We start from the raw sequence: 17,400 nt of genomic DNA on the forward strand, positions 1-17,400 counted from the left end.
CAACCGGCACCCTCTACGACGAGGCGACCGCCTGGTCGCATCACGCCGAGAACGTTGCGGCTTGACATTTCAGCTCCTGGGATGTCTCTCAGGCGTTCGCCAGTTCCCATGCGTCCTTGATGACCGCCCGCAGCTGGTCCGGGTCGAGGTTGGCTGCTTCGGGGAATTCGCTGACCAGGGCGTCGATCCGCTCCCGGGTGACGTATTGGGCCGCCCCGTCCGGCAATGCCTCCTCGACGATCGTGCTGACTTCCTGGTGGAGCTCGGCCACCTTTTCCTCGTCGAGCAGGCCCGTGGCGGATTCGGTGCCGCTGACGTCGAAGCCGAATTCTTTGAGTTTGGCGATCCGGGTTGCCGGGTCGTCCGCGTTGAGCGGGTCGAGGTGCTGGTAGGCGATGGCGTAGAGGTCTGGGTTGACCGTGTTGGTGACCTGGTAGAACCAGTCGCGGTATTGGCCCCAGGTTTCTTCGGTGCCGTCCCAGTTCACCCACTGCGGGCCGAATTGGTCGACTGCCTGCTGCCACAGTTCGGCTTCGTCGGGCGGCGCCGCGGCGGCTTCGGGCGCGGTGGCTTGGATGCCACTGACGTCGAAGCCGAATTCCTTGAGTTTGGCGATCCGGGTCGCCGGATCGTCCGCGTTGAGCGGGTCGAGGTGCTGGTAGGCGACGGCGTAGAGGTCCGGGTTGACGGCGTTGGTGACCTGGTAGAACCAGTCGCGGTATTGGGCCCAGGTTTCTTCGGTGCCGTCCCAGTTCACCCACTGCGGTCCGAACTGGTCGACCGCCTGCTGCCACAACTCGGCTTCTCCCGAAGAGCCGGCGACTTCCTCGCTCGCATCACCGGCCGAGCGAGCGGCCTCGTCGAGTTGCTTGAACTCCGGGACCAGTTCGTCGAGGCTTTCCCCGGCCACCTTGCCGAGCAGATCGCTCTGTCCCGTCTCGTCGACGCAGGTGATCAGCACCTCGCCCGCGCGCCCGAATCCCTCCCGGTCGAAGGCGGACTGGAGTTCCGCGGCTTCGGCATCGGCGTTGGCGTGGACGACGGCGAAGAACCGCTCCGGGTCGTCGACTTCTTCGTTCCACTCGGTGAGCCGGGTGGTGAACTCGACGAGCAGTTCCGTGACTTGGCTGTCCATGGACACGTCCCTCCGGTGGTCAGCGGACCGGGGCGGTGGCGAAGTTGCGGGGTCGCCAGTGGCATCCAGGCTTCTCGATCCAGGCCACTCGATCAGCGCTGTTCCGGCCGGTTCCACGGTCAGGAAAAGCTGTCCTGGTGGGCAACGAGGTCGCTCGAAGGTGACGGGAGGCTGCCCGCGGCAAGACGGGTGGCGGTCAGAGAAGGCGCGGCGAACCCACCGTTATGCCGTCTGGCCTGCTCACTCTGTTGTCTGTACTCTGCGACCCGTGGGCACGGTACACGTCCTTGGCGGCTACCAGACGGACTTCGCGCACAACTGGTCCCGAGCGGGCGACGACTTCTCGGACCTGGTGCGCCAGACAGTGCGCGGCACCCTCGCGTGTGCCGCGATCCAGGCCTCGGACATCGAGGTGATCCACGTCGGCAACGCCTTCGGCGAGCTCTTCTGCGGCCAAGGTCAGCTGGGCGCGATGGCGGCCACGGTCTGCGAGGAGCTGTGGGGCGTCCCGGCGAGCAGGCACGAGGCGGCCTGCGCGTCCGGCAGCGTCGCGGTGCTCGCCGCCATGGCCGACCTGGAGGCCGGCCGCTACGACTGCGCACTGGTGCTGGGCGCCGAGCTGGAGAAGACGGTGCCCGGCGACGAGGCCGCGCACATCCTCGGCGCGGCCGCGTGGGTGGGACACGAGGGCGACCAGGCGCGGTTCCTCTGGCCGGCGATGTTCGCCGAGCTCGCCGACGAGTACGACCGCCGCTTCGGCCTCGACGACACCTACCTGCACGCCATTGCCGAGCTCAACCACCGCAACGCCCGCGACAACCCGAACGCGCAGACGCGGTCGTGGACCTTCGACGACACCGCGTTCACCAGCGACGACGACGCCAACCCGGTGGTCGAGGGCCGGGTGCGGCGCAACGACTGCAGCCAGATGACCGACGGCGCGGCCGGCGTGGTCCTGGTGTCCGACCGCTACCTGCGGGCGCACCCCGAGGCGGCCGCCGACATCTCGACCATCGAGGGCTGGGGCCACCGCACGGCCGGGTTGTCCTTGCGCCGCAAGCTCGAACGCAGCAAGGACGAGCCCTACGTGTTGCCGCACGTGCGGGCCGCCATCGAGGACGCCTACCGGCGGGCGGGCATCGGCGTGGACGCCCTCGACGGCATCGAGGTGCACGACTGCTTCGCCATGTCGGAGTACCTGGCGCTCGACCACTTCGGCCTCACCGAGCCGGGCGCGAGCTGGCAGGCGGTCGCCGAGGGGGCGCTGGCCCGCGACGGCCGGACGCCGGTCAACCCGGGTGGCGGCCTGATCGGCGGCGGTCACCCGGTCGGCGCCACCGGCGTGCGGATGCTGCTGGACGTGCACAAGCAGGTGGTCGGCGGGGCCGGGTCCTACCAGGTGCCGGGCGCGAACCGGTTCGCGCTGCTCAACATCGGCGGCAGCGCGACGACCACGGTCTGCCTGGTCGTCGGCGTGGGGGAGGGCTGAGGCATGGACGTGGAGGTGCTCGGGCACGTGCTCAGCACGCTGCCCGAGGACGACGACCACCCGTACCGCAGCGGGCCGTGGCGCCCGCAGCGGGTGGAGCGCGCGGCCGAGAACCTCGAGGTGGTCGGCGAGCTGCCCGCGGACCTCGCCGGCGTCTACCTGCGCAACACCGAGAACCCGGTGCACCCGGCGTTCGAGGCCTACCACCCGTTCGACGGCGACGGCATGGTGCACGTGGTCGGCTTCCGGGACGGGAAGGCGTTCTACCGCAACAAGTTCGTCCGCACCGACGGGTTCCTGGCCGAGCAGGACGCGGGCAAGTCGCTGTGGGCCGGGCTGGCCGAACACCCCGAGCACGCGTTGCGCGAGGACGGCTGGGGCGCGCGGGGCCGGATGAAGGACGCCTCGTCCACCGACGTGGTCGTGCACGCGGGGCAGGCGCTGACCAGCTTCTACCAGTGCGGTGAGCTCTACCGGCTCGACCCGCTCACCCTCGACACGCTCGGCAAGTCTCCGTGGGCGCCGAGCTGCGGCGTCTCCGCGCACACCAAGGTCGACGGGCACACCGGTGAGCTGCTGTTCTTCAACTACAGCAAGGAAACGCCGTACCTGAACTACGGCGTGGTGGACGCGGACTCCCGCCTGGTGCACTACACCGGGATCGACCTGCCTGGCCCCCGCCTGCCGCACGACATGGCGTTCACCGAGAACTACGCGATCCTCAACGACTGCCCGCTGTTCTGGGAGCCCGAACTGCTGGCCGGCGGCGTGCACGCCGTCCGGTTCCACCCGGAGCTGCCGATGCGGCTCGGCGTGCTGCCGCGGCACGGCGACGGCAGCGAGATCCGGTGGTTCGAGGCCGCGGCCACGTATGTCCTGCACTGGGTGAACGCCTACGAGGACGGCGACGAGATCGTGCTCGACGGGTTCTTCCAGGGCGATCCGGAAGGACGTGAGGCGCATTTCCCGGGCGACCAGCGCTACGCGCGGATGTTCCGGATGCTCTCCATCGACGGCATGCAGACCCGCCTGCACCGCTGGCGGCTGAACCTGGTGACCGGCGAGGTCCGTGAGGAGCAGCTCTCCGGCTCGCTCACCGAGTTCGGCATGATCAACCCGAACGTCGGCGGCCGCGGCCACCGCTACACCTACGCCAGCTCAGGTGAACCGGGTTGGTTCCTGTTCGACGGCATCGTGCGCCACGACGTGCTGACCGGAACCGAGCAGCGCTACCGCTACGGTCCAGGCGTGTTCGGCAGCGAGACCGCGATGGCGCCGCGACCGGGTGGCGTGGACGAGGACGACGGTTACCTGATCACGATCACCACGGACGTGAACCGCGACCTTTCCGAATGCCTGGTGTTCGACGCGGCGAACATCGCCGACGGGCCGGTCGCACGGATCCGGCTCCCGGAACGGGTGTCGAGTGGTACCCACGCGACGTGGGCGTCGAGCGCGGAACTGCCGGGATGGTGACACGGTGGTGATCCATCCACCGGACCAGCCGAGCCTGCTGGAACCGGGCGGGGACAACGCGGTCGCGTACGCGGTCGGCATCACCGCCGACGAGTGGACGCTGCTGATCATGCGCCAGGCGCTGTCCGGGCGCCCGCAACGCTACGGCGAGCTGCGGGAGCGGCTGCCCATCTCCGATGCGATGCTGGCCGCCCGGCTGCGCATGCTGACCGGCTACGGCTTGCTGCGTGCCGAGGAGTACACAACGGCCCCGCGCCGCTACGAGTACGTGGTGACCCAGCGCGGCGCGGGGCTCTGGCCGGTGCTGATCGGCATCTGGGCGTGGGAGCGGCGCTGGGTGCCCGGCCAGGCCGAGCACCTGCCGTTGATGCGCCACGCGGCGTGCGGGGAGATCGCCGACCCGCGGCTGCACTGCGGCACGTGCGGTGCACCGGCGAACCTGGACGACGTGTGCGGGCGGTTCGGGCCGAGCTGGTCGTGGCGGCGCTCGGTGCCGAAGGTGCCGACCCGCCGGCGTGGGGCGGCCTCGGGCAGCGGCGACTTCGCCGCGACGCTGGCGTTGATCGGCAACCGGTGGGCGGTCTCGCTGATCGGCGCGATCATGCTGGGTACCCACCGCTTCGGCGAGTTGCGCAAGCTGACCGGCGCACCCGCACCCGTCGTGTCCCAGCGACTGCGGACGTTCACCGAGTCGGGGGCGCTGGCCGCCGGACCTGACGGCGGATACTTCCTGACCGAGCAGGGCCGCGACTTCTTCGGCGTCATCGCCTGCTGCCTGCGCTGGGGTGCGCAGTGGTTCGTCTCACCGGAAGGGCCTGCCTTGACGTTGATCCACCGCGACGACCACGAGTTCGCCGCGTCCCTGCACTGCGACCAGTGCGACCAGGCCCTGGCCGGTGCCGACATCCGCGAGCTGTCGCCCGCCGCGGTGGGCAGCCGGTGACCGGCCTGCACCCGCCGGAGCGGGTCGCCGACTACACCGCCCGTGGCTGGTGGACCCCGGACACGATGGACGATCTGTTCCGGGCCCGGGTGGCCGAGCGCGCGGACGCCCTCGCGGTCGTCGACCCGGCGAACAAGCTGGACCTGGTCGGCACGGAACCGCTGCGGCTGACCTGGACCGAGCTGGCGGCCGAGGTGGACCGACTGGCCACCGGGCTGGTGCGGCGCGGCCTGGGCGCCGGCGACGTGCTGGCCGTGCAGTTGCCGAACACCGTCGAGCTCGTCGCGGTGTACTTCGCGGCGTGGCGGCTCGGCGTGGTGGTGTGCCCGCTGCCCGTGCAGTTCCGCGCCTACGAGCAGCGCGGGCTCACCGCGTCCGCCGGCGCGGTCGGGTTCGTCACGACCCGCCGGATCGGTAAGCGGGCCCACGCCGTGGAAGCGGCCGAGGTCCTCGACATTCCCGTGTGGACCGTCGACGATCGGCCGGACACGGGCGAGGGGGTCAGGTCGCACCCGGTCGACCCGAACGACCCGGTGACGCTGTGCTGGACATCCGGCACCGAAGGCGCCCCGAAGGGGGTGCCGCGCTGTGCCTACGACTGGCTGGCCATCGGCCGGGGCACGGCGGGCTCCGCCCAGGTGAGCCGGGGCGACGTGCTGCTCAACCCGTTCCCCATGGTCAACATGGCGGGGATCTCCGGGGTGTTCCTGCCGTGGTTGCTGACCGGCGCGGTGCTCGTGCAACACCACCCGTTCGACCTGCCGACGTTCCTGCGCCAGGTGATGACCGAGCGGATCACGTACACCGTCGCGCCGCCGGCGTTGCTCAGCCTGTTGCTGGCCAAGCCCGAAATCCTGTCCGATGTGGACATCTCGTCGCTGCGGCTGATCGGCTCGGGCGCGGCCCCGCTGCCACCGGACATGGTGCGTGGCTGGCAGGAGACGCACGGCATCGGCGTGGTGAACTTCTTCGGCTCCAACGAAGGCACGGCACTGGTCACCAGCCCGGTCGACGTGCCGGACCCCGTGCAACGGGCGTCGTACTTCCCGCGCTACGGCGTGCCGGGCTTCACGTGGACGTCGCCGGTCGCGGACAGCACGTCGCTGCGGCTGGTCGACCTGCGCAGCGGTGCGGACATCACCGAGCCGGGCGTGCCGGGCGAGCTGCGGCTGAAGGGCCCCACCGTGTTCGCCGGATACCACGGCGAACCCGGCAAGGTGCCGGACCCGTTCGACGACAAGGGATACCTCCGCACCGGCGACGTGTTCGAGATCGCCGGACAGGCGGGGGAGTTCCTCCGGTACGTGGACCGGGCGAACGACATCGTGAACCGCGGCGGCATGAACATCTCAGCCGCCGAGCTGGAAGGCATGCTCGGCGCGATGCCGTCGATCGCCGACGTCGCGGTCATCGGCTACCCGGACCCCATCCTGACCGAACGGGTCTGCGCGGTCGTGGTGCCCGAGGCGTTCGCGACGCTCACCCTCGACATGGTGGTGGCTTACCTGCGCGAGGCCGGGGTCGCCTCGTTCAAGCTGCCCGAACGCCTGGAAGTCGTGGCCGAGCTGCCGCGCAACCCGACCGGCAAGGTGGCCAAGCGCGAGCTGCGGGCACGGTTCGCGTGATCCTGCCCTCGACCACGAGCACCGAGGTGGCAGCCGTGCGCCCCGCTGTCGCCGTGTTGCCGATCGGCAGCTTCGAGCAACACGGCGCGATCCTGCCGCTGGCCACCGACACGGTGGTGGCGTGTGCGGTCGCCGACGCGATCGCCGCGGCCTACCCGGTGCTGCGCCTGCCACCGATCACCATCTCCTGCTCGCACGAGCACGCCGGCTGGCCGGGCACGGTCAGCATCTCGGCGACCACGCTGGCGGCCGTGGTCACCGACATCGCCGCGTCGCTGCGTGAGTCCGGTGTGGACAAGCTGGTCCTGGTCAACGGCCACGGCGGCAACTACGTGCTGGGCAACGTGGTGCAGGAAAGCCGCGGGGCCATGGCGTTGTTCCCGACCGAGGTCGACTGGCTGCGGGCGCGGGCCGAGGGTGGCGTCGAGACGGGGCCGGACCTCGACATGCACGCGGGGGAGCTGGAAACGTCGCTGCTGCTGCACGCGCGGCCGGAACTGGTCGACCCGCAGTACGCCGAGCACGACCACCTCGCGCCGGACCGCAACCTGCTGCTCACGCTCGGAATGGCCGCCTACACCGAGTCCGGCGTGGTCGGGCGGCCGTCCCTGGCATCGGCGGCCAAGGGCGCGGCCGCGTTGGCGAGCCTGGTCGCCGCGTTCGCCGAGGTGCTGGCCGCGTTTCAGAGGTGAGGCAGCCAGTGGTCCATCCGCTCGCGCTTGGTGAGCAGGTAGGGCAGGTTCTCGGCGTTCGGCTCGACCAGCAGCGGCACCCGGTCGGCCACGTGGATCCCGTTGTCGCGCAGGGAGTTCAGCTTCGCCGGGTTGTTCGACAGCAGGCGCACGGAGCAGACGCCGAGGTCGTGCAGGATGTCGGCGGCGACCCGGTAGTCGCGGGCGTCGACCGGCAGGCCCAGCGCCAGATTCGCCTCGACGGTGTCGAGCCCTTCCTCCTGCAACCGCATGGCCTGCAGCTTGGCCAGCAGTCCGATGCCCCGGCCCTCGTGGCCCCGCAGGTAGATCAGGATCCCGTCGGGCGCGGCGGCGATCGCGGCCAACGCGGCGGTGAGCTGGTCACCGCACTCGCACCGCAGTGAACCGAATGCGTCGCCGGTCAGGCATTCCGAGTGCAGCCGGGTCAGCACGGGCTGGGCCGTCAGGTCGCCGTGGATCAGGGCCAGGTGCTCGTGCCCGGAGCCGTCGAGGTAGCCGATCACCCGGAACTCGCCGTAGCGGGTGGGCAACCGGATCTCCACGCCGCGCCTCGTCGTCATGACCCAGCCCTCGATGACCGGGTCTTGCGCCGCAGCACCAGGAGGCCGGGCAGGCTCGCGATAAGGCTGAGCACGCCGTAGGCGACCGAGGTGCTCAGGCCCGCCCCCGACCCGAGCCCGGCCGCGCCGAACAGGACGGCCGTCGCTCCCTCGCGGGGTCCCCAGCCGGCGACGTTGAGCGGCAGCCCCATGGCGAGCAGGGCGATGATCAGCAGCGGCGCCAGCTGGCCGACCGAAGCGGTGACCCCGGTCGCGTGCGCGGCGATCACGAACAACGTGAGGTGCCCGGCGAGCGCCGCCGCGGAAAGCCCCAGCACGGGCGGCAAGACCCCGCCGAGGGCGCTTCGCCGCTCCTTGCGGAGCAGGAGCCAGCCGACGACCAGTGCCGCCGCCATGACGCCGACGCCGATCAGCAGGCAGCCGGTGAGACCACCCAGGGCCGGCCCCGTGGCGATGGCGCCCATGGCTGCGACCACGACGACGAGCTGGCCGGCGGAACGCTCCACGACCACCGCGGGCACGCCGTGGGTCACAGCGCGGTGCACGTCGCCGAGCACGCCGGCCGGCAGCACGTTGTTCAACAGCTGCGCCCGGTAGTAGTGGCCGACGGCGGGGCGCAACGGGAACCGGGTGCCCAGACGTTCGGCCACGATCCGCCAGCGCAGCGCGCACAGCACGGTCGTGCCGAAGCCGATCAGCAGCGCGGCCGCCACCGACAGGACGTTGACGGCCCGCAGTCCGTCCACAATGGAACCGGTGCCCAGTTTCCAGGCGGCGATGCCGAGGATGGCGGCACCACCGAGCACACGAACCCACGGCCAGATCCGGGCACCGGCCGGGATTCGGACGGCCGGTGGGGCCGGTGCCGGTGCGGCTATCGCGACCATGTCGGCTCCCCGGTCAGCACGGCCCGGAGCAGGCGCGATGGCTCGTCCCACCCCGAGAGCCGGTCCCGGCGCGACCGTGCCGCCGCACGCAATCGGGCACGCAATTCCGGGTCGGTCAGCCAGGCGCGCAGCGCGTCACGCAACGCGGCGACGTCGTCCGGTGCGACGAGCAACCCGGACGCGCCCACGGTGTCCGGCAACGCGTCCACGGCGGTGGCCAGCACCGGGATCCCGCGGGCCAGCGCCTCGGTGATCACCATCCCGTATGTCTCGCCGCGCGAGGGCAGCACGAGCAGGTCCGCCGTGTCGTAGCGTGCGTTCAGCTCGGCATCGGACAGCGCGCCGGCGATGGTCATACCGGCGGGCACGCGCAGCCGCGCCACGAAGCCGGGATCGCGGTGCAGCGAACCGACACAGGTGCACGACCAGTCGAGCTCGGCCAGTTCCGTCAGCGCGGCCGCGAGCAGGTCCTGGCCCTTGCGTGGGGTCAGCGATCCCACGCACAGCAACCGGTTCCCGGGCCCGGCCGGTGCCAGCGGAGCCGGGTCGACGCCCGGCTCGACCACCCGCACCTTGTCCGGCGCGAGCCCGTGGTGCTCGATCGCCCGCCGCCGCGCCCACGCGCTGGTCGCCACGACGGCGTCGACGGCGTGCAAGGCCTCGTGTTCCCGCCGGTCCAGGTCGGCCGCCACCTCCGGCGCCAAGCCGGTCTCGTCGGCCAGCTGCAGGTGCAGCAACACCACCAGTCGCAAGCGAGTTGCTTGGGGCACAACGACTTCCGGCGCCGGGCAGGCCACCAGACCGTCGAGCACGGCCGATGCGCCGTCCGGCAGCTCGGCCAACGCCCGAGCCAAGTCCTCCGAGCCATCGACCCGGACCAGCGGCAGGCCCGCGGCCTGCGCGATCCGGCGGTCGTAGGTGTTGCCACCGCTGGCATACGCCCGGTCGTCGACATCGGCCGGCACAACGAATACGGGAGTCACAGCGTGCGCCGGTAGGTCGCGGAAGCCACGTGGGATTCCTTCAACGTCACCACGAGTTCGGCGATCCCGCGGGCGCTTTCGCCCAGCGCGCCGCCGTGGATCCGGTCGGCCAGCCGGTCGGCGATCACCTTCGCCAGGTACTCGGTGGTGGTGTTGATCCCGCTGAACGCCGGCTCCTCGTCGAGGTTGCGGTAGTTCAGGTCGGCGAGCACGGCGCTCAGCTGGTCCGTCGCGAGCCCGATGTCCACCACCACGTTGTCGGCGTCCAGTTCGGCGCGGTGGAACTCGGCGTCCACCACGTAGGTGGCGCCGTGCAGTCGCTGCGCGGGGCCGAAGACGTCGCCGCGAAAGCTGTGCGCGATCATGACGTGGTCACGGACCGTGATGCTGAACATCCGTTTGCTCCTCGCTCACCTGTGGTCGTAGATAACACGCGTGGCGAGCGCGGGTAGTTCACCGGAGAATAGTTTCGGCAGGTCGGCGAACCGGCACTCCTTGGCGACCAACGCGTCGAAGCGATCATCGGCGAGCAGCTCCATGGCCAGGGCAAGACGCTCAGCGTGACCGCGGCGCCCGCGCCGGTTGGCCGCGATGGCCCCCACCTGGCTGGCCCGCACGGCCAGGCGCCGGGAGTGGAACCACTCGCCGAGCGGCACCCGCACGGGCCGGTCGCCGTACCAGCTCAGCTCGTGCACGACGCCGTCCGGGCCGAGCAGCTCGAGCGAGCGCCGCAGCCCCGCTTCGGTGGCGCTCGCGTGCACCACGAAGTCGCAGCCGCCGCGGGCCTGATCCGGCGTCACGAACTCGACGCCCAGCGCCGCGGCCAGGTCGGCTCGCGACGGATCGACGTCCACCAGCTGCACCCGGATGGCGGGGAAGCCGGCCAGCACCGCCGCGATGCTCGCCCCGATCATCCCCGCCCCCACCACGGCCACCCGGTCGCCGAGCATCGGGCCCGCGTCCCACACGGCGTTCACGGCGGTCTCGACCGTGCCCGCCAGCACGGCGCGCTCGGCCGGGACCTCGTCGGGAACGAGGGTCACAGCGCTCGCCGGGACCACGTAGCGGGTCTGGTGCGGGTAGAGGCAGAACACCGTGTGCCCGCGCAGCTCGCCGTGCTCCACGACGCCGACGTTGAGGTAGCCGTACTTGACCGGTGCCGGGAACTCGCCCTCCTGGAACGGCGCCCGCATGTCGGCGTGCTGGCTGGGTGGCACCTTGCCGTGGAAGACCAGTGACTCGGTGCCCCGGCTGACCGCCGAGTAGAGCGTGCGCACCACCACGTCGTCCGGCCCGGGGTCGGGCAGCCGCACCGGTCGTAGTTCGCCCTGGCCAGGGGCCCGCACCCAGAACGCTTCGTCGTCCACTCTCCACGGATACCACGGCGAGGGTGGGGTTAGACCCACCATCGTTCGGCATCCAGCACCCTCGGCACGTGGCCTTGTGCTGCCTAGCGTCGAATGCGTGATGAGTAGCGATGCGGCGGTCCGGCTCGACGGGGTCCGCAAGGTGTACGGCAGGGGCGGGCGCGGGGTCGTGGCGCTCGACGGGGTCAGCGTCGAGTTCCCGGTCGGCACGTTCACCGCGGTGATGGGGCCTTCGGGATCCGGCAAGAGCACGCTGTTGCACTGTGCGGCCGGGCTCGACCGGCCGACCAGCGGCTCCGTGGTCCTCGACGGCCAGGAGCTGGTCCAGCTGCGGGAGAAGAAGCTGACCGCGCTGCGCCGGGACCGGATCGGCTTCGTGTTCCAGGGGTTCAACCTGCTGCCGGCCCTGACGGTGCGGCAGAACGTGACGCTGCCGCTGCGCCTGGCCGGCAAGCGCGTCCCGCGCCCGGCGGTCGATGCCGCGCTCGCCCGGGTTGGGCTGGCCGATCGGGTGAACCACCGGCCCGGCGAGCTCTCCGGCGGGCAGCAACAGCGCGTGGCCATCGCCCGCGCGCTGATCACCCAGCCGGCCGTGATCTTCGCCGACGAGCCCACCGGCGCGCTGGACACCCGCACCTCGCGCGAGGTGCTGCGGCTGCTGCGCGAGACCGTCCGGCAGGCCGGGCAGACCGTGGTGATGGTGACCCACGACCCGGTCGCCGCGTCCTACGCCGACCGCGTGCTCTTCCTCGCCGACGGCAAGCTGGTCGGGGAGCTGCGCCAGCCCACCGCCGACGCCGTCGCGGAACGGATGACGCACCTGGGCGCGTGGGCGGCAGAGCCGGCGGGGGCGACCCGATGATCGCGTTGGCACTGCGCACGCTGCGGCGGCGCACGGGCGGCATGATCGGCACGTTCGTGGCGATCTTCTTCGGCGCTGCCGCGGTGCTCGCCTGTGGCGGGCTGATGGAGTCCGGGATCCACGCCTCGGCCCAGCCCCAGCGGCTCGCGGCGGCGGCCGTGGTGGTCACCGGGAACCAGGACCTCGAAGTGGCCAAGAACGACCCCGACGAGGACGACAAGGAGAAGTTCCGGTCCGCGACCCTGCCGGAGCGCGTCCGGCTGGACGCGGGCGTGGTGTCGAAGGTCGCCGCGGTGCCGGGGGTGGCGGCCGCGGTCGCGGATGTGTCGTTCGCGGCGGTGCCCGTGCGCGACGACCGCCCGCTGCGCGACGGTGCCGTCTACGGCCATGGCTGGTCCTCAGCCGCGCTCGCGCCGTTCACGCTGAACGGCACCGCACCCCGCGGTCCCGGCGAGGTCGTGCTCGACCCAAGTCTGGCGGCGGGCGTGCCGATCGGCTCGCCGGTGTCCATTGTGGTCGGTGGCGTCATGCATTCCTACAAGCTCACCGGCGTCGCCACCGCACCGGCCCCGACGCGGGACGGCGCGGTGTTCTTCGACGACGCCACCGCCGCGACCCTGTCCGGGCACCCGGGCCGCATCGACGCGGTGGGGGTGCTCGCGGCGCCCGGCACGGACGCGAACGCGTTGGCGGACAAGGTTTCGGCGGTCGCGCCGGGCCTGGTCGCGCGCACCGGCGCGGACCGCGCGCTGCTGGAGTTCCCCGAACTCTCCCTCGACAGCGAGAACCTGATCGTCCTGTCCGCCGTCTCCGGCGGCATGTCGGTGATGGTCGCGATCTTCGTCGTGGTGGCGACCTTGGCCCTGTCCTTGCAGCAGCGGCAACGGGAACTGGCCTTGCTGCGTGCCGTCGGCGCGACCCCGCGGCAGCTGCGCCGGATGGTGGTGGGGGAGGCCGCCGTGATCGCCCTGATCGCCGGTGCGCTGGGTTGCCTGCCCGGCAACGCCCTCGGGCGCTGGCTCTTCGGGCAGCTGGCCGAGCACGGCATCGTGCCGCGGGTCATGGAGTACCGGCAGGGCTGGGTCCCGATGGTGGTGGCGGCCGGTGCCGCGCTGCTGATCGCGGTGCTCGGCGCGCTGGTCGCCGGGCGCAAGGCGGCCACGACCCGGCCGACCGAGGCGCTGAGCGAGGCCGCCGTGCCGCGGCGGTGGCTCGGACCAGTCCGGCTGGTCCTCGCCGTCCTGGCCTTCGGTGGCGGCACCGCCCTGATGATCGTGACGTTGACCGTGTTCGACGGGCCGATCGCCGCGAGCACCGCGGGTCCGACCGTGCTGGTGTGGGCGCTGGGCCTGGCCATGATCTCACCCGGCGTCACCCGGGTGATGGTCGCGATCGTGCGCTGGCCGCTGCGGCTGGTCACCGGCATCCCCGGCTACCTGGCGACCGCCAACGCGCGGGCCAACACCGTGCGGGTCGCGGCGGCCGTCACGCCGATCATGCTGGCCAGCGGGATCGCCACCGGCATGATCTACCTGCAGACCACCCAGGTGGACGCGCAGCAGCGCGCCTTCACCGAGTCGCTGCGGGCGGACGCCGTCGTCACGTCGGGCACCGGCGGCCTCGCGCCGGACGTGCTTCCCGCCATCGCCAAGCTGCCGCAGGTGGCGGGCGCGTCGGAACTGATCACCAGCAAGGTGTGGGTGCAGCAACCGTTCGACGACGGATCGGACGCCGAGGACGGCACGCCGGTCCAGGGCGTCACTGGCGCCGCGGCGGCACAGACCGTGGCGGCGACCGTGCGGAGCGGGGCGCTGGACAAGCTCAGCGGCAACACCATCGCCCTGCCGACCGGCCGGGCGGGCGATCTCGGTCTGCACGTCGGCGACAAGATGTCGGTGCGGCTCGGCGATGGCGCGGTGGCCGGCCTGACCGTCGTGGCGCTGCTGGACACCAAGCCAGGCTTCGACTCGTTCCTGCTGCCCGCCGACCTGCTCGCCCAGCACACGACCAGCGGCCTGGCCAACCAGATCCTGGTCCGCGCGAAGCCCGGCGTCGACCAGGCGGCCTTGGCCGGTGCGTTGCGGCAGGCGGTCGCCGGCCGTCCCGGGGTGGCGGTCGGCAACCGGGACGCGATGCTCGCCGCGAACCTGGACCAGCAGCAGGTCGGCGCCTGGGTCAACTACCTGATGGTCGGCATGATCACGCTCTACACCGTCATCGCCGTGGTGAACACGCAGGTGATGGGCACGGCCCGGCGGCGGCGCGAGTTCGGCCTGCAGCGGCTCACCGGCGTGCACCGCGGCCAGGTGCTGCGGATGATGGCCGTGGAGGCCGGGCTGGTCGCCCTGGTCGGGCTCGTGCTGGGCACGCTCGTGTCGATGACCACGCTGGTGCCGTTCAGCCTGCTGGTCAACGACTCGCCCATCCCGTCGGGGCCGTTCGGGATCTACCTCGGCGTGGTCGGCGCGGCCGTCGCCCTGGTCTACCTCGGGACGCTGCTGCCGGCGTGGCTGGCGACACGGGGCCGTCCGGCGGAGGCCGTCGCCGCGGACGAGTGAGGCGGATGGGTAGGGTTCGGGACGTGTTGCCCGAGGTCACCGCCATCCGTTACGTGGCGCCGTTGCGTGAAGGCGGGTCGTTGCCCGGCGTGGTCGAGGCCGACGACCTCGGCACGTACGTCGCCAAGTTCGTCGGCGCCGGGCAGGGCGTGAAGGCACTGGCCGCGGAGGTGATCACCGGGGAACTCGGCCGGCGCATCGGGCTGCGGGTGCCGCGGCTGGTGCGTCTGGCGATCGACCCGGTGATCGGACGAGCCGAGCCGGACGAGGAAGTGCAGGACCTGTTGCGTGCCAGCGGCGGCATCAACCTCGGCGTCGACTTCCTGCCCGGTGCCATCGGTTTCGACCCGTACGCCCACCAGATCGCGCCGGACGAGGCGTCGACGGTGTTGTGGCTCGACGCGTTCACCCAGAACGTCGACCGCAGCTGGCGCAACCCGAACCTGCTGATGTGGCACGGCGAGCTGTGGGCCATCGACCACGGTGCGTCGCTGTACTTCCACCACAACTGGCCGCGCGCGGCCGCGGGCGTGCACCGAGCGTACGACGCCTCGGACCACGTGTTGCTCGCGCAGGCGACCACGTTGCCCGCCGTCGATACCCGGCTGGCCGACCTCGTCACACCGGCGGTTCTTTCGTCCGTTGTGGACCTGGTGCCGGACGAGTGGCTGACCGACCCGGCGTTCGACGGGCCGGCGGGGGAGCGGGCGGCATACGTGGCGCACCTGAGCGAGCGGCTGACCGACCGCGTGGCGTGGCTGCCCAAGGCGGTGGCCGCGTGATGGATCCCTTCGAGTACGCGGTGATCCGGATCGTGCCGTCCATCGAACGCGGCGAGCTGATCAACGCGGGTGTGCTGCTCTACTGCCAGCAGAAGGACTTCCTGGGCGCGCGCACCCGCCTGCACGAGGCGCGCCTGCTGGCCCTCGCGCCGGACATCGACGTCGCCGCGGTCGCGCAAGCCCTCAACGGCTGGGCCCATTTGTGCGGCACCAGCGACAAGCTCAAGCCAGGGGAGCGGTTCCGCTGGCTCACGGCCCCGCGCAGCACCATCGTCCAACCCGGTCCCGTCCACACAGGACTGACGGCCGACCCCGCCGCGGAGCTCGACCGCCTCCTGAGCCGCCTCGTCGACTGACCGCCCATCGCGGACCGCCTCCCTCCGGCCTCTCCCATTACACAACTATCTTCTAGTAACTATATAGATGTCCAATATGTCCGCCGGAGCCGCGCCTCGCCATCCACGCCCACCCAAAAGCGCCAAGGCAGGGGAGTGGTTCGCATCAGACGCGGGGCCCCGCGTCTGATGCGAACCCGATCAGGTGGCCGAAGCGCTACTTCGGTGCCTGGAAGCCGCCGATCCGCTGCTCGAGCAGTTCGGCCAGCCGCAGCGGGGTGCGGTCCTCGTACATCGGACCGATGAGCTGCACGCCCACCGGCAGGCCGTCGGGGGACAGGCCCGTCGGTACGGCGGTGGCGGGCAGGCCGGGCATGGTGGCCAGGCCGGCCCAGACGTACTGGTCGAAGTACGGGTGCTCGACGCCGTCGATGTCGATGCGCCGTGCCAACGGATTGCGACTGTGGTCGTGCGGGAAGGCAGGCGTCGGCGTGATCGGGCAGACCACCGCGTCGAACTCGGTGAACAGCTGCCGCCAGCCGTGGCGGTGGAGTTCGCGGCGGTTGTTCACCTCCAGCCAGTCGCGGTGGCTCAACACCATGCCGCGCAGCCGCGCCGCGTCGAGACTCTGATCGTCAGCGCTCAGGCGGGCGGCACGGGTCCGCAGCTGCTCGTCCGTCTCGACGGGGAAACGCGCGACGGAGCCGGAGAACTGGAACCGCGTGTAGAGCGTCGCGGCTTCGGCCAGGTCAGGCAGCAGCGGACTGTGCCGTTCGACGCGCGCGCCGGCGTCGGCAAGCGCGTCGGCCACCCGGTTCACGCCCGCCCGCACCGCGGACCCGGTCGGAATGAACGGGTGCTGCTCGAGGACCAGGACCCGGAAGTCACCGAGCCGCTTGTGACGCGCGGGTGGCAGGTTCACGTGGTAGGCCTTGCCGAGCGTCAGCGGGTCCGGCCCGGCCATGACGTCGAGCAAGAGCATGAGGTCGCGGGGAGAGCGCGCCATCGGGCCGACGACAGCCATGTCGAGGTCGACCGGCAATGCCGGCTCGGCCGGCGCGACCATGCCGCGGTTCGCGACCAGCCCGAGGGTTGGCTTGTGGGCATAGATGCCGCAGAAATGCGCGGGGGTGCGCAGCGAGCCGGCGAGGTCGGAGCCGATGGACAGCGCACCGAATCCGGACGCCAGGGCCGCCGCTGATCCGCCGGAGGATCCGCCCGGCGTGCGTTCGTGATCCCACGGGTTGTTGGTGGTGCCGTAGAGCTTGTTGAAGCTCTGGATGTCTTGCAACCCCAAGGGCACGTTGGTCTTGCCGAGCACCACCGCGCCCGCGGCCTTGAGCCGTGCGACCTGCACGGCGTCCTCGGCCGGCACGTAGTCCCGGTACTGCGGCATGCCCCAGGTCGTGGGCAGCCCGGTCATGTTGTAGGACTCCTTGACCGTCATTGGGATGCCGAGCAGCGGCCGATCTTCACCACGTGCGCGGGCCTGGTCGGCGCGGCGCGCGGCCGTCCGCGCACGGTCGAAGTCCCGAACGCAGATCGCGTTGATCGCCTTGTCGTCCCGCTCGATACGGGCGATCGCCTCGTCGATCAGTTCCGCCGAGGTCACTTCTCCGGCACGCAAAGCCGCCCCGAGTTCCTCGGCCGTCGCAAAGTTCCATTCCATGAATCGGACCGTATCC

Annotated in this window: 16 protein-coding genes; 9 read left to right on the forward strand and 7 right to left on the reverse strand. The window is 71.4% G+C overall.

Going from position 1 to position 17,400, the window contains the following annotated elements:
• Positions 1–88: 88 nt before the first annotated feature.
• Positions 89–1,135 (reverse strand): hypothetical protein, encoded by a 1,047-nt coding sequence (locus EV186_RS34935; protein ID WP_133853819.1) that lies wholly within the window; start codon positions 1,133–1,135, stop codon positions 89–91.
• A 268-nt stretch (positions 1,136–1,403) separates the two neighbouring features.
• Between EV186_RS34935 and EV186_RS34940 the strand changes: the two genes are divergently transcribed.
• From EV186_RS34940 to EV186_RS34960, 5 genes are read left to right on the forward strand one after another with little or no spacing between them, the layout of a single operon-like run.
• Positions 1,404–2,624 (forward strand): acetyl-CoA acetyltransferase, encoded by a 1,221-nt coding sequence (locus EV186_RS34940; RefSeq protein ID WP_243754468.1) that lies wholly within the window; start codon positions 1,404–1,406, stop codon positions 2,622–2,624.
• 3 nt (positions 2,625–2,627) lie between these two features.
• Positions 2,628–4,100 (forward strand): carotenoid oxygenase family protein, encoded by a 1,473-nt coding sequence (locus EV186_RS34945; RefSeq protein WP_133853820.1) that lies wholly within the window; start codon positions 2,628–2,630, stop codon positions 4,098–4,100.
• Between the two features lie 4 nt (positions 4,101–4,104).
• A complete protein-coding gene (locus EV186_RS34950) occupies positions 4,105–5,043 on the forward strand; it encodes a winged helix-turn-helix transcriptional regulator (RefSeq protein WP_208115939.1) in 939 nt (312 codons plus the stop codon).
• Positions 5,040–6,668 (forward strand): class I adenylate-forming enzyme family protein, encoded by a 1,629-nt coding sequence (locus tag EV186_RS34955; RefSeq protein WP_243754469.1) that lies wholly within the window; start codon positions 5,040–5,042, stop codon positions 6,666–6,668. The genes EV186_RS34950 and EV186_RS34955 overlap by 4 nt, the downstream gene beginning before the upstream one ends.
• Complete coding sequence (locus EV186_RS34960) at positions 6,665–7,360, forward strand: creatininase family protein (RefSeq protein WP_133853821.1); 696 nt, start codon at positions 6,665–6,667, stop codon at positions 7,358–7,360. The genes EV186_RS34955 and EV186_RS34960 overlap by 4 nt, the downstream gene beginning before the upstream one ends.
• On the opposite strand, the gene ribA is transcribed toward EV186_RS34960, so the two are convergent.
• Genes ribA through EV186_RS34985 form a run of 5 tightly spaced genes read right to left on the reverse strand, consistent with a single transcriptional unit; the run spans position 7,351 to position 11,178 of the window.
• Complete coding sequence (gene ribA / locus EV186_RS34965; protein ID WP_133853822.1) at positions 7,351–7,941, reverse strand: GTP cyclohydrolase II; 591 nt, start codon at positions 7,939–7,941, stop codon at positions 7,351–7,353. The genes EV186_RS34960 and ribA overlap by 10 nt on opposite strands.
• Complete coding sequence (locus tag EV186_RS34970) at positions 7,938–8,828, reverse strand: lysylphosphatidylglycerol synthase transmembrane domain-containing protein (protein ID WP_133853823.1); 891 nt, start codon at positions 8,826–8,828, stop codon at positions 7,938–7,940. The genes ribA and EV186_RS34970 overlap by 4 nt, the downstream gene beginning before the upstream one ends.
• A complete protein-coding gene (locus EV186_RS34975) occupies positions 8,816–9,793 on the reverse strand; it encodes a glycosyltransferase family 4 protein (protein WP_341816014.1) in 978 nt (325 codons plus the stop codon). Before EV186_RS34975 ends, EV186_RS34970 begins: the two co-directional genes overlap by 13 nt.
• A 14-nt stretch (positions 9,794–9,807) precedes the next feature.
• Positions 9,808–10,206, reverse strand: coding sequence for a 6-pyruvoyl trahydropterin synthase family protein (locus tag EV186_RS34980; protein ID WP_133853825.1), 399 nt, complete (start codon positions 10,204–10,206; stop codon positions 9,808–9,810).
• A gap of 15 nt (positions 10,207–10,221) precedes the next feature.
• Entirely contained in the window at positions 10,222–11,178 is a 957-nt protein-coding gene (locus EV186_RS34985) for a zinc-dependent alcohol dehydrogenase (RefSeq protein ID WP_243754471.1), read from the reverse strand.
• Between the two features lie 100 nt (positions 11,179–11,278).
• On the opposite strand from EV186_RS34985, the gene EV186_RS34990 reads away from it, so the two are divergent.
• From EV186_RS34990 to EV186_RS35005, 4 genes are read left to right on the forward strand one after another with little or no spacing between them, the layout of a single operon-like run.
• Positions 11,279–12,040: an ABC transporter ATP-binding protein gene (locus EV186_RS34990; protein WP_133853975.1), complete on the forward strand. Its 762-nt coding sequence runs from the start codon at positions 11,279–11,281 to the stop codon at positions 12,038–12,040.
• Positions 12,037–14,598, forward strand: a complete 2,562-nt coding sequence (locus tag EV186_RS34995) for an ABC transporter permease (RefSeq protein WP_133853827.1) — start codon at positions 12,037–12,039, stop codon at positions 14,596–14,598. The genes EV186_RS34990 and EV186_RS34995 overlap by 4 nt, the downstream gene beginning before the upstream one ends.
• Positions 14,599–14,603: 5 nt before the next feature.
• Positions 14,604–15,380: a HipA family kinase gene (locus tag EV186_RS35000; RefSeq protein ID WP_133853828.1), complete on the forward strand. Its 777-nt coding sequence runs from the start codon at positions 14,604–14,606 to the stop codon at positions 15,378–15,380.
• A complete protein-coding gene (locus EV186_RS35005) occupies positions 15,380–15,736 on the forward strand; it encodes a DUF3037 domain-containing protein (RefSeq protein ID WP_133853976.1) in 357 nt (118 codons plus the stop codon). The genes EV186_RS35000 and EV186_RS35005 overlap by 1 nt, the downstream gene beginning before the upstream one ends.
• A 196-nt stretch (positions 15,737–15,932) precedes the next feature.
• Here the strand turns inward: EV186_RS35005 and EV186_RS35010 are convergent, their stop codons facing one another.
• Positions 15,933–17,384 (reverse strand): amidase, encoded by a 1,452-nt coding sequence (locus tag EV186_RS35010; protein ID WP_133853829.1) that lies wholly within the window; start codon positions 17,382–17,384, stop codon positions 15,933–15,935.
• Positions 17,385–17,400 lie beyond the last annotated feature (16 nt).

This window comes from Labedaea rhizosphaerae (assembly GCF_004362825.1).
Classification (GTDB): domain Bacteria; phylum Actinomycetota; class Actinomycetes; order Mycobacteriales; family Pseudonocardiaceae; genus Labedaea; species Labedaea rhizosphaerae.

Coding starts and splice junctions, on each gene's coding strand:
- EV186_RS35005 (WP_133853976.1), top strand. CDS start 15,380: ATGGATCCCTTCGAGTACGCGGTGATCCGGATCGTGCCGTCCATCGAA.
- EV186_RS34945 (WP_133853820.1), top strand. CDS start 2,628: ATGGACGTGGAGGTGCTCGGGCACGTGCTCAGCACGCTGCCCGAGGAC.
- EV186_RS34980 (WP_133853825.1), bottom strand. CDS start 10,206: ATGTTCAGCATCACGGTCCGTGACCACGTCATGATCGCGCACAGCTTT.
- EV186_RS34935 (WP_133853819.1), bottom strand. CDS start 1,135: ATGGACAGCCAAGTCACGGAACTGCTCGTCGAGTTCACCACCCGGCTC.
- EV186_RS34990 (WP_133853975.1), top strand. CDS start 11,279: ATGAGTAGCGATGCGGCGGTCCGGCTCGACGGGGTCCGCAAGGTGTAC.
- EV186_RS34970 (WP_133853823.1), bottom strand. CDS start 8,828: ATGGTCGCGATAGCCGCACCGGCACCGGCCCCACCGGCCGTCCGAATC.
- EV186_RS35000 (WP_133853828.1), top strand. CDS start 14,604: ATGGGTAGGGTTCGGGACGTGTTGCCCGAGGTCACCGCCATCCGTTAC.
- EV186_RS34995 (WP_133853827.1), top strand. CDS start 12,037: ATGATCGCGTTGGCACTGCGCACGCTGCGGCGGCGCACGGGCGGCATG.
- ribA (WP_133853822.1), bottom strand. CDS start 7,941: ATGACGACGAGGCGCGGCGTGGAGATCCGGTTGCCCACCCGCTACGGC.
- EV186_RS35010 (WP_133853829.1), bottom strand. CDS start 17,384: ATGGAATGGAACTTTGCGACGGCCGAGGAACTCGGGGCGGCTTTGCGT.